Here is a 12,537-nt window from a genome sequence, read left to right as displayed (position 1 = left end):
TTTTTATGCCACTTTATTAATGGCATCTCTTAGTATTGATACAATTTGTTTTATTTCATCTTTGCTCACAATATAAGCAGGTGATAAAGCAATAATATCTCCTGTTGCTCGTACAAGAAGATTATTCTTAAAACATTCTAAATAAATATCATTTCCTCTTATTCCAGGACCTTTTGTATTTGAGGACAATTGTACCGCACCTACTAAGCCCAGATTTCTTATATCAATAACATTCGAACAATCTTTTAAAGAGTGCAACTCTTCTTGCCAAAATTCTTCCATTCCTGCTACTTTTTCAAAGAATTTTTCTTCTTTATAAGCTTTAATAGTGGCAATTCCAGCAGCACACGATAAGGGATGTCCTGAGTAGGTATACCCATGAAAAAACTCTATAGGTGTTTTACTGTTATTAACAATTCCATCATACACTTGTGAACTAGCTAACACTGCACCCATAGGAGAAGCTCCATTAGTAAGACCTTTTGCACACGTAATCATATCCGGTTCTATTCCAAATTTATCGGCCGCAAAAGGAGTACCTAAACGACCAAAACCTGTAATTACCTCGTCAAAAATAAGTAATATTCCATTTTCTTTACAAATTTGTGAAATCCTTTCTAAATAACCAACAGGAGGAATATGAACCCCAGCTGATCCAGCTACGGGCTCAACTATTACAGCTGCAATATTTTCTGCTCCATGAGTATTAATAAGGGATAATAAAGTTTCTGCTTTAATAGCCCCATGTTTTGGCATTCCTTTTGTAAAAGCGTTTTTCTCAATATCTAAAATACACGGCATATGAAAGGTTTTAATCAAATTATTATATTGTCTTTTATTATTAACCAAACCACCTACTGAAATTCCACCAAAATTAACCCCATGATATGCACTCTCGCGCCCAATAACTAAGGTTCGTGTACCTTGCCCAATAGCTTTTTGATAAGCAAGTGCCATTTTTAATGCACTTTCTACAGCTTCTGAACCAGAATTTGCAAAAAACACGTGTTTGATGTGTTTGGGAGCTATACTTATTAGCTCATTTGCAAGCTCATATTCCAGTGGATGTGCCACTTGAAAAGCAGGAGAATAATACATTATCTCACTTTGGTCTTTAATCGCACTTACAATGCTTTTATAGTTATTTCCTAAATTACAACACCATAAACCAGACACAGCATCTAAAACATTTTCATTTTTATCGCTTGTATAATACATTCCATCAGAAGAAGTGAATATTCTTGGGTTTTTATTAAACTCTCTGTTTGGTGTAAAAGGTTTCCAAAGTGTAGTCATATTTTTAATGTTGCTCATATTTATCCTTTAAGTTTTAATTCTATTTTTTATTTTTAAATTTATTCTATGCCTCTTTGTTCATTACTCTTTTTTTGTAAATACTGTATGCTAACAAGAAGCACAACAGATAAAAGTAATAACAAAGTAGACGCTGCTAATATGGTAGGACTAATTTGTTCTCTTAATCCCGAAAACATCTGCCTTGGGATTGTTCTTTGCTCAGGTCCTGCTAAGAAAATAATAATAATTACTTCATCAAAAGAAGTAATAAAAGCAAAAAGCCATCCTGATATAATCCCTGGTTTAATCAAAGGAAACATAACATGAAAAAATGTATACACTCTAGATGCACCAAGACTGGTGGATGCTTTTGATAAATTTAAATCATAAGCATTTAAAGAGGATAAAACATTAATAACAACAAAAGGAACTCCTAAAATCGCATGAGCAATAATAAGACCCGTATATGAACCAGACAAGCCAATATATGAATAAAAGAAATACATACCAGCAGCCAAGATAATCAAAGGAATAATCATAGGTGAAATAAGTATTACCATCATAAAAGACCTAAAAGGCATTTTGTCTGAATTTAAACCAATAGAAGCTACTGTTCCTAAAACAACAGCAATAAGACTACTGCTAATTGCAATTATAAAAGAGTTCTTAATAGCAAGCATCCACTTAGGATCTGCAAAAAATGCTTCATACCAACGAAGCGAATATCCAGCAGGATCTAGACGTAACATTTCTTCAGTAAAAGTAAAAAAAGAACCCGCGTTAAAGGACAAAGGAACAAGTATTAAAATAGGAAGCATTAAAAATAAAAATACCCCATAAGCAAAAAACTTCATCAAATGATGAAAGTTTTTATAAAATAGTTTTTCTAATGTATACATCATGCTATTATCCTAATTTCATATTATCAACACCGACCAACCTGTTATAGATTGCATACAATGCTAATGTAATAAATAAAAGTATTCCACCAATGGCAGAAGCCAATTCCCAGTTATTTGATGTTCTCATATGAAACTCCACCAAGTTACTAATCATTTGTCCATCAACGCCACCTATTAGTGCAGGCGTAATGTAATAACCAATAGAGATAATAAATACCAAAACAGCACCAGCGCTGAGCCCTGATAGAGTAAGTGGGAAATATATCTTGAAAAAAGTCATAAAAGGATTTGCACCTAAAGAAGCAGACGCTTTTACATAAGTAATATCCATAGCTCGCATTGAACCATATAAAGGCAAGACCATAAAAGGCAAGAGTATATGTGTCATTGTAATAATGGTTGCAAACTGGTTAAAAACAATGTCTAGAGGTTTATCTATAATATTTAAATACAATAACAACTCATTTACAACACCATATTCTTGTAATAAAGTAATCCAAGAAACAATACGTACTAAAAGTGATGTCCAAAAAGGCAAGAGTACAAAAATCATTAATAAGTTTGCTTTACTTTTTGACAAGGTAGATAAAAAATAAGCCGTAGGATAAGCTAAAATTATTGTAAAAAATGTAATCAATATAGCCATATAAAGTGTTTTTATTAAAATAGGAAAATATATTCTTTGCGATTCATCTTTTTGTACAATATTACCATCCATATCATATTCAAGATCAACAGCGGCTAAAATATTAGAGAAAGTAAAACTACTATAACTTCTCTGAATTGCAATCCAAAACTTTGGATTATCCCATTTTTTTGTAATTTTTAAAAGGTATTCTTTATAATTAGAAATAGCATTTATATCTTCTTTTCTAATTTTTCTAGCAGTTTTTTTAATAGTACTTCCAAAACCAGAAACTTGTCGGTTTAACTCTTCAGCTAAAATTCCACTTGTTCTGTTTTTTGATAAAACTTGAAGTTCTGTTAAAAACACTTTTATTACTTCTTCTTTAGGAAAGACATTTTTATAATCATATTGTTTAATAACCATAACCGTTTGGGGGATTAAAGTATTAACCTTTGGGTTATAGACAGCTTTTACAAGTATTAATAAAATAGGGGTAACAAAGAACACCAAAACAAACAATAATAAAGGCGTGACCAAAAGGAAGGCCTTTATTTTTGCTAATCTTTCTTGTGCTTTGAAAAAATTTTTATTATTGTTCATTTTTTCACTCCAAGATTGAATTTAACTCTTATCTTAATAACCAAGAGTTATATTTTTCGTTTAATTCTGTTGCATAATCTGACCAGAATATACCATTAACTTTAAAACCTTCATCTAAGTGAGCAGAAGGAAGTTTATTTCGTTTTGATTCTGGAATATAAGCAGATGAAGAAGCTCTAGTAGGTCCATAATTTACATCTTGCATTCCAGCAAGTGCTTTAGTAGACGTTGCAAAAGCAATAAATTTTTTAGCTAACTCAATGTTTTTAGAACCTTTTACAATAGCCCAACCATCTAAATCAAAAGCTTGAGCATCCCAAACGATTTCAAATTCAGTCATTCTTCCATTTGCAGATTGCGCCATAATAGCAGAACCATCATTTAACAACTGTGGAGCTTGTGACCATGAATCAAACCAAATAATATTTTCTTTAATTGTGTCTAGTTTTTTGAAAGCTCGTTTTTGTCCTGCTTCTGTTTCTAATACTTCGTATACTTTACTTTTAGATACACCATCAGCAATTAATGCCCATTCTAAATTGATTTGAGCTCTTTTTCTCATTGCTCTTTTTCCAGGAAACTTTTTTAGATCGAAAAAATCTTGAATGCTTGAAGGTTTATTCGCACCAATATGTTTTTTACTGTATGCAAATACAGTTGACCAATATATATTACCAATAGCACATTCACTAGCTAGTGCAGCAGGATAAAAATCTTTTTTAGCAGACATCCCATTCTCACCTTTTGGCAAAAATGACGTATCTAATCTTTCTAGCATATTTTCACTACACGCTTTTTCTAAATCAATATATTCTATATCTACTACATCCCATTTAACATTTTTAGAATCTACTTGTGCTTTTATTTCTGCTGTTCCACCTTTGTAGTCATCAAATAAAACCTTAACTCCTGTTTTTGCAACAAAAGGAGTAATAGCATGTTTCATTTGCGCTTTACCATAATCTCCTCCCCATGAAATTACTGTTAAACTTTGTGCTGCTAAAGAAGCAACTGCTACTAGTGACATACTTAAAATAATTCTTTTCATCGTATTTCCTTTAATAATTTAAATTGATGCATATTTGCAAACCTAAAACGTACTTGTTTTCTAAAACTCCTTATACTGATTTAATCCAAAACATCTAAAGCCCGACAATCTTGTCGGTGCCATCCAATCATGACTGTTTCACCTTTGGTGTAGATTTTGGAATCAAGGGATACTGCATGTCTCACAATAATGTCTTGTGTATCATTTTCTATATGCAAAATAACTCTAATATGATCTCCTATGTAAAGTAAATCTACAATAAGTGCTTTAAAATTGTTTTTCACACCTAACGCAGGGGAAGGATCTAAAAGAATCTTTTCTGGCCTAATTGATAAAAGAACAGGCGCGTCTTCTTTGTGATTTAAAACATTAAAAGCTTTTACAATTCCAAAAGGTGTTTTCACATTAATGATATTTTCGTCATTAAGCCATTTGTCTTGGGCTATGCCCGTAATTTTGTTATTTTCACCCATAAAATTGGCTACAAAAGAATTAGCTGGTTCTTCATATAACTTCATTGGCGCATCAATTTGTTGCACTATTCCATCATTAAAAACAACAATACGGTCAGACATTGTAAGGGCTTCTGTTTGATCATGAGTAATATAAACAACAGTAAAACCAAGTTTTGCATGAAGTCGTTTAATTTCATACTGCATTTGTTCTCTTAGTTTTTTATCCAAAGCACCTAAAGGTTCATCCATAAGAATAATTTCCGGTTCATATATTAGTACCCTAGAAAGTGCCACTCTTTGTTTTTGCCCTCCTGATAATTGGGAAGGAAATCTGTCTTTAAAATCTTCTAATTCAACAAGATTTAAATAATAATCAACTTTTTCTTTAATAACAGCCTTAGGTAATTTTCTCACCTTTAAAGGATAAGCCAAATTTTCAGCAATAGTCATATGGGGGAAAAGTGCATAATTTTGGAAAACTACGCCTATATTTCTTTTATGTGGTGCTATGTCTTTTATTGCTTTTCCATTTAAATAAATTTCACCACTTGTTACGCCTTCAAAACCAGCTAGCATCATCAAACAAGTTGTTTTACCACTTCCTGATGGGCCTAACATTGTCAAAAACTCGCCTTTTTTAACGTTAAGGTTAAAATCCTTTACAACAAAATTTTTATTGTCATAACTCTTTTTTACGTTTTCAAATACTACATATGAAGAATCCATAATGTCCTTTCTTATACTTAATTTAAAGTCAATCTAGCTACTTATTAAAAAGTTAAATATTAAAAAATAATATTTTAGCTCATCCAATCTATTTTGTTTTCACCTGAATATTTTGTAGTTACTTTAATCAAATCACTCCAAAAATTAAGAGATTGTTTTCCTGTGATATCTCCATATCCAAATTTAGAATCTTTAATTCCTCCAAAAGAAAAAGGCTCTCTTGGAACTGGAATTCCAATATTAACCCCAATCATTCCTGCTTCTAATTCTCTTACCGCATCTTCACTTACTCTTCCACTTTGAGTAAAAATAGAAGTACCATTTCCATAAGGAGAATCATTTTGTTCTCTTAAGGCTTCTTCTAAACTTGAAGCGCCTTTGATTTCTAAAACAGCACCAAAAACTTCTTCTTTTTCCATTGTTCCACCTTCTCTATAATCAATAATAGAAGGTGCTGTGTAATAGCCTTTTTTATTTGTTTTGTACTGGCTTCCATCTACTAAAATTTTTGCCCCGTTCTTTTGTGCTTTTTCCATATACGTATTTAAGTTTGTTACAGCAGCATTCGAAATAACAGGTGCTAAATTTTCGTCATTCGAAATTTCTTTAACTGCATCTACTACTTGTGAAATAATATGATCACAATTTCCAACAGCAACTAAAACAGATGCTGCCATACATCTCTGACCATTCATTCCAGAAAAAGACGCAATAATATCACTAACCGCCATTTTAGGTTCTGCATCAGGAGTAAGAATTAAGAAGTTTTTAGCTCCGCCTAAACAAAGCGCTCTTTTTAAATTTGAAGTAGATCTTTTATACACTATTTTTGCAACAGGAGTTGAACCTACAAAAGATAAAGCTTTGATATCTTCATGATCACAAATAGCTTCAACTGCATCTTTCCCACCATTAATAACAGAAAATATTCCATCTGGAAAACCTGCTTCTTTAAACAGTCTTGCCATATGTTGAGCACTAATAGGCGTCATTTCAGAGGGTTTTAAAATCATTGCATTTCCCATCATTATTGCATTTAAAACAGTCCAATGAGGTACCATAATAGGGAAATTAAAAGGAGAAATAGAAGAAACTATACCTAAAGGTCGTCTTTGTTCACTACAGGTAATTCCAGTACTTACTTCAGAAATAGCATGAACATCATCTTGTGCAATAGAACAAGCAAACTCACATAATTCAATGGCTTTATCAACTTCTGCATTTGCATCTAGAATACTTTTTCCATTTTCTTTTTGAATGCAAAGAGCCATTTTTTCTCTGTTTTCTTCTAATAAAACCAAATATTTAAAAAAGAATTTTGCACGTTGTTTATAACTTAATTTTTTCCAATCTTTTTGCGCAATTTTTGCAGCTTGTACCGCTTGTTCTACTTCATTTTTTGTACTTAAAACAACACTTGCAATAGTTGACCCATCACTTGGACTTTTTACATCCATAGTATTTAATGAACTATTTACAAATTCACCGTTAATATAGTTTTCTATTCTTACACATTCCATTTTATTCCTTTTATAGTAGACAGATATCAAAAAAGATTGAAAATTTAATTAACAAACTATTTTTATACTTTGATGATATAGAAGAAGGGTATTCAAATGGTACTAATACGAATAAATTTGTAAATTTACAGTAAGCAGATATTAAGAGCAAAAAAAAAGATAAAGAGAATTAAAGAAGGGATAAAATGGTGGGTTAGTTGGATTTATGTACGCTAAGAAATATCAAGTTTAAGTTTAGAATGTAATAATAATTTCAAATCTTTAGGAATACTGGTATTAAAAAACAAAGAAATATTAACATCATAATCATTTAGAATAAATAATTCTTCATAAAGAGATTTATTTAAGGCTTTATTGTGAGCTATGCAAATATTATAGATTTTGTCTTTTAAAGATAAAAACTCTCTTATCTTTGATTCTTCACACAATGAGTTTTTTAATAAATTTCCATTAATATTTTCAATATTCTTTTCAAATAAAGTATTAATCATTTTTTTTGTAAGTGTTGGATTAAAAGACAAATAAATCAAATTAACAGTACTGGCTTCTTTTAAAATCTTAGTAAAATTTTTATCATTTAAAACAAGTTCTTTTAAGTAGTTTTTATCAAAACTCATTTTAGATGAAATATTTAACCGCTTGTTCTTTTAGTTTTTGAAAAATAGCTTCAAAATCTGCGGGATAAGCTCTTGTATTTGCAATAGTCGTAATAAAATTTGTATCCCCATTCCATCTTGGTAATAAATGATAATGAACATGTTGCTCAATACCAGCTCCTGCAGCTTTGCCTAGATTCATTCCAATATTAACCCCAGGGGCTGGCATAACTTCTTTTAGCATCTTTACGCCTTGTTTAACACGTAAAGACATTGTAGTCCATATTTCATCGCTTAAGTCTTCAATATTAGACGTATGATGATGGGGAATTATCATAATATGTCCAGGGGAGTAAGGAAATTTATTCATAACCACATAACACAAAGAATCATGAAAAAGTACTTGCAGTTTTTCATCTTCTTTATTGTTTGAAATATGACAAAAAACGCAACCTTCTATTTTATCTTCACTTATATAATTGTATCGCCAAGGCGCATAAATATTATCCATTCTTTATCCTTAGTACTTATATAAAATTAGGAGCATCATTTGCAAATAAAATCAAATCCCCTACTTTTGTTTTTTCTGCCAAAATAGTTTCCATTTGAGATTTATCAACTAAATACAGTGTTTTATTAATATCAATATGTTCTCTTAGTACTTTTTCATTTAAAGCACCCGTAATGATTACAAAATCAAATACTTCATTCACTGCTTTTGCAAAAGTGATATTGGCTTCTTGCGTTGATTCAACTAACCCAGGTGTTACAATAACTTTTCTTCCATCATGTGTTGTGGAGATTTTTACTGCTTCTAACATACCCTCTAGGTTTCCATTAAAAGAATCATCTACTATAATTTTACCACCAGCAACAATTTTTTGAAGTCTGTGAGGAACGGCATCTATTTCATCCAAAGCAATTTTAATTTCATCAATACTCATTCCTAGTTCTAAAGACATTAAAATAACAGCAGTTAAATTAATAGCATTAAAAGATCCTAAGATTGGCGCATGAAAATGTTCTACTTTATCATTAATAATAACATCAAACCAAATACCATCTAAATTACTCATAGTAATATTTAAATTATTAGGAAACTTAGTAATTTTGTCGTATTTTAATACAGGCACAGTATCATGAACAAAAGCTTTTATCATTCTAGGAGAACTTAATAGCTCCATTTTTGTATGAATAATATTATCAAGTGTTTTAAAATATTCTAAATGTTGTTCCCCTACTGAGCCAATAATACAATACTGCGGTTCTAAAAAGTTCGTGATTTCTGCGATATCACCCTTAACTCTTGCACCTGCTTCTGCTATATAAATATCAGTATTTCCAGGCAAATCTTTATTTACATCCAAAACAATACCAGCAATAGTATTTACCGATCGTGGTGTTTTATACGTAATATATTTTCTTTTTAATACTTGATGCAAATAATTTTTGATAGATGTTTTACCGTAGGATGCAGTAATAGCTACAATTTTTAAATTATTCATCTTGGATAAACGCTTTTTCGCTTGATGTTTAAAAGAAGTCGCAAACATTTTTTCCAATAAAGTAGACACTACATAAGCAGCAATTAAAGGAATAAATACAGCTATTTCATTACAATTCCCCAATAAACAAAGTACATTTAAAAAGAACGTAATTAATAAAAGAAGAGATAAAAAGCGTTTAACCCTCGACGTTAAAACCAAATTTCTGTCCAGTTTTCTATTCCATAAAATAAATGAACTTAAATACAGAACATAAAAATAAACATTAAAATATAAAGGTTCTAATAAATAGTACATAACAATAGGCGTTATGAAATATAAAATATGCCAGTGCTGTTTATGATGTTTTAAAATAACTCTCTCTAACTTGTAGTTATACCATTGTAAGTTTGTAATTAAATACCAACCTAAAGTCATTATTAAAATAATGTGCGTAAATATATTAAGATATTCCATGTTCTATTCTTTGTGTGATGTCTTTTGCATGTTTCATGAAAAAAAAGTGATCATCTTTATAAGATATCATTTCAGAGTTTTTTATCAGTACATGAATTTGTTTGCCAGCAGTAAAACTAGCGGCCGTATCTTCTTCTCCCCAAAATATAAAGGCTTTATTAGAAAAGTTTTTAAACTCTTCCCTTAAGTCTTCTTTTAAAGCATTTTTAAAAGTAGCATACATATTCTCGCTCATATTATCTACATCTTTTGAACGAAATAACTTAGTGATTTTAGATAAACCCATTGTATTTAATATTTTACTCAATTTAATTTTTAATTTTACTTGTGCAGATTTTTCTTCAATAATTCCAGCAGAACTTAAAAGTACTAAATTTTTGGGATTTAATAAAGTTGCTACTTTCCCACCATAAGAATGTCCCATAATAATATCTTTTGAAGCATCAATACTGTTTAAAAAAGCATCAATAATTTTAGTATACAAATAAACGTCCAAAACTTCTTTTGTAGGAGATTTACCAAAACCTGGTAAATCAATATATATATGTTTATAGTTTTTCAAATAAGGGGAAAAAACATTTTTCATCAAATCTTTTGATGAAGCCCAACCATGAAGTATAATTAAATTCTTTTTTCCTCTAGGATTAAGAATTTCATATGAGATATCAAAATGTTTGTTATCGACTTCAATGTTTTTGCGTGCCACTATTTTCCTTTAGCACTTTGTATTTTATTCACATAATCGTAAGAAATAGTAATGTTTTGTATTTTTGGTAAGTCATATGATAAAGATACTAATGTACTTGAAAAATCTTCATACAAATAATTAGACATAGAACCAGGAATAGGATTGATTTCATTTAAATAAACCACATTATTAATAACAAAAAAATCACAACGTATCATTGATCCATCAAAAAGAGTATTGTATATTTTTTTAAATGCATCTTTTAAAGCATTTTTTAATTCACTCGATATATTAGCTTCTTGTACTGTTGATGTTCTTGAAAAATCAAGGTACTTTTTTTCAAAATCTAAGAATTCAGATTTCTGTGGTTCTTCTACTAAAGACAAAACAAACTCACCTTCAATTTTACAACCAGCCACATTATACTCTTCAATATTAGAAACAAAAGGTTCTATAATAATTGCATTGTCATATTCATAAGCAACATCCAGCGCATAAAGTAAATCTGCTTCTTCTTTTACAATACTAACGCCGATAGAAGAACCTAAACGTACTGGTTTAACTATTACTGGATATTCTTTTACTCTTACAATTTCGCCTTTGTTATAGTATTGATAATTCATTGTTTTAATATTTAAAGAAGAAGCATACCCTTTTGTTAAAAATTTGTTAATACTAATTGCACAAGCTTCTTTTCGTGGACCTATATAAGGCAGAGAATAAAAATCAAACATAGCACTTAAAGTACCATCTTCTCCATCTCCACTGTGTATTAAATTTAAGATAACATCACAAGGAATAACAGATGTTGAAAAAACAGATTTTTTGATAAAACCTTCTTTTCCTAAAGTCAGTTTGTCACATTTTTTGTATTTTCCACTTGAGAAAAGTTTTGCATTTAAACGCTCATTGGGAATATAATAAAAATTTCGCGCCCCATCTAAAAAAACATAATGTAATTCAGCTTGTAAAACTTCTTTCATAGCAATAGCAGATACTATAGAAATCTCATGTTCAAAACTAACACCACCAAATACTATAACAATTTTTCTATTCACACTCAACCTTATTTTTGTAATTTTTTAAGTGCTTCTCGCACCAATTCACTCGTATTTGTAGATTTACAAGTATTTAATATTTTAGAAACAACATCTTTTTTGAACCCCAAAGATTCTAAGGCCATAGATGCTTCTAACATATGATTACCTAAATCACTGTCATTGGCATTTCCATCAATAACAAAACCAGTTAATTCAACCAATAACCTACTCGCACCCTTAGGTCCAATCCCTGGAACTCTTTTTAACATAGAAACATCATTGCTTGAAACAATTTGAGAAAAAGACGAAGGGGTAAAGGTTGAACAAATAGCTAGAGCTACCTTAGGTCCTACTCCATTTATTTTAATTACTGTATCAAATAGTTTTTTTTCATTGTAGTCCAAAAAACCAAACAATAACTGAGCATCTTCTCTAATAATATGAGTAGTAAGTAGTTTTACTCTCTTATCCGTTATTTTGGAGCTGCAGTTAAGAGAAACACTTACTTCATAAATTAAACCTGAGGTATTTATATGAACCAGAGTTGGTTCTTTTTTTTCAATTGTACCTTCTATTCCAACTATCATATCTAATATTTATCCATTAATAAATTTTTTTAAGTATATAATAATGCAACTTAAAGCACATGCAGATTCTTTGTACAAGAGAGCTAAATATTTCTTGTACAAAACAAATATTTTTGACGTTTATTTTGCCATTTGTTTAATCAATTCTTCTATATCAGCATCAGATACTAAGTCTTCCGTATCATCACCACTTAAGTGTTTAGCAGAAGATGCTAAATTATATTGACTTGAATCTATATCATTTAACTCACAAACAGTATTCACAACTCTCTCAATTTTTTGACGATGAAGATCTTGATGTTGAATTAATCCCATAGAGTCAGAAATTAAATTTGTAAACTTCTCTTGTATGTGCATTGGTATTTTACAGTCATCTAAAAGAGAGGTAATTTGCTCTAATTTATCGTAAATTTCAACCCCATTTACCTCTGATTCTTTGATTACTTCACACAGTTGAGTAATTAAATTTTCATATTTCATAATAACCCTT

13 protein-coding genes are annotated in these 12,537 nt (G+C 30.2%); all 13 read right to left on the bottom strand.

The features are described 5' to 3' along the window. Window positions 1-3 precede the first annotated feature (3 nt). The gene (locus tag HRT41_04500; protein ID NQY23268.1) at window positions 4-1,314 is read right to left on the bottom strand and encodes an aminotransferase class III-fold pyridoxal phosphate-dependent enzyme; all 1,311 of its coding nucleotides are present in this window, start codon (window positions 1,312-1,314) and stop codon (window positions 4-6) included. A gap of 41 nt (window positions 1,315-1,355) precedes the next feature. After that, entirely contained in the window at window positions 1,356-2,198 is an 843-nt protein-coding gene (locus HRT41_04495) for an ABC transporter permease (GenBank protein ID NQY23267.1), read from the bottom strand. Window positions 2,199-2,202: 4 nt separating this feature from the next. Continuing rightward, window positions 2,203-3,426 (bottom strand): ABC transporter permease, encoded by a 1,224-nt coding sequence (locus HRT41_04490; protein NQY23266.1) that lies wholly within the window; start codon window positions 3,424-3,426, stop codon window positions 2,203-2,205. A 28-nt stretch (window positions 3,427-3,454) separates the two neighbouring features. Beyond that, entirely contained in the window at window positions 3,455-4,474 is a 1,020-nt protein-coding gene (locus tag HRT41_04485; GenBank protein NQY23265.1) for an ABC transporter substrate-binding protein, read from the bottom strand. 80 nt (window positions 4,475-4,554) lie between these two features. Next, the gene (locus tag HRT41_04480) at window positions 4,555-5,655 is read right to left on the bottom strand and encodes an ABC transporter ATP-binding protein (protein NQY23264.1); all 1,101 of its coding nucleotides are present in this window, start codon (window positions 5,653-5,655) and stop codon (window positions 4,555-4,557) included. 74 nt (window positions 5,656-5,729) lie between these two features. Then, a complete protein-coding gene (locus HRT41_04475; GenBank protein NQY23263.1) occupies window positions 5,730-7,175 on the bottom strand; it encodes an aldehyde dehydrogenase family protein in 1,446 nt (481 codons plus the stop codon). Window positions 7,176-7,387: 212 nt separating this feature from the next. Next, complete coding sequence (locus tag HRT41_04470; protein NQY23262.1) at window positions 7,388-7,792, bottom strand: hypothetical protein; 405 nt, start codon at window positions 7,790-7,792, stop codon at window positions 7,388-7,390. Window position 7,793: 1 nt separating this feature from the next. Continuing rightward, a complete protein-coding gene (locus tag HRT41_04465) occupies window positions 7,794-8,282 on the bottom strand; it encodes an HIT domain-containing protein (protein NQY23261.1) in 489 nt (162 codons plus the stop codon). A 16-nt stretch (window positions 8,283-8,298) separates the two neighbouring features. Beyond that, a complete protein-coding gene (locus HRT41_04460; GenBank protein ID NQY23260.1) occupies window positions 8,299-9,732 on the bottom strand; it encodes a UDP-N-acetylmuramoyl-tripeptide--D-alanyl-D-alanine ligase in 1,434 nt (477 codons plus the stop codon). Further along, window positions 9,719-10,438, bottom strand: coding sequence for an alpha/beta hydrolase (locus HRT41_04455; protein NQY23259.1), 720 nt, complete (start codon window positions 10,436-10,438; stop codon window positions 9,719-9,721). The genes HRT41_04460 and HRT41_04455 overlap by 14 nt, the downstream gene beginning before the upstream one ends. Continuing rightward, the gene (locus HRT41_04450) at window positions 10,438-11,478 is read right to left on the bottom strand and encodes a D-alanine--D-alanine ligase (protein ID NQY23258.1); all 1,041 of its coding nucleotides are present in this window, start codon (window positions 11,476-11,478) and stop codon (window positions 10,438-10,440) included. Before HRT41_04450 ends, HRT41_04455 begins: the two co-directional genes overlap by 1 nt. A gap of 8 nt (window positions 11,479-11,486) precedes the next feature. Then, window positions 11,487-12,047, bottom strand: coding sequence for a Holliday junction branch migration protein RuvA (gene ruvA, locus HRT41_04445; GenBank protein ID NQY23257.1), 561 nt, complete (start codon window positions 12,045-12,047; stop codon window positions 11,487-11,489). 120 nt (window positions 12,048-12,167) lie between these two features. Continuing rightward, window positions 12,168-12,527 carry a hypothetical protein gene (locus HRT41_04440; protein ID NQY23256.1) on the bottom strand — a complete coding sequence of 120 codons (360 nt, stop codon included), beginning with the start codon at window positions 12,525-12,527 and terminating at the stop codon, window positions 12,168-12,170. Between the last annotated feature and the right edge of the window lie 10 nt (window positions 12,528-12,537).

This window comes from Campylobacteraceae bacterium, assembly GCA_013215945.1.
In the GTDB taxonomy this organism is placed as follows: domain Bacteria; phylum Campylobacterota; class Campylobacteria; order Campylobacterales; family Arcobacteraceae; genus NORP36.
Note: the sequence above shows the minus strand (reverse complement) of the source record. Positions and strands in the feature narration are given on the sequence as shown.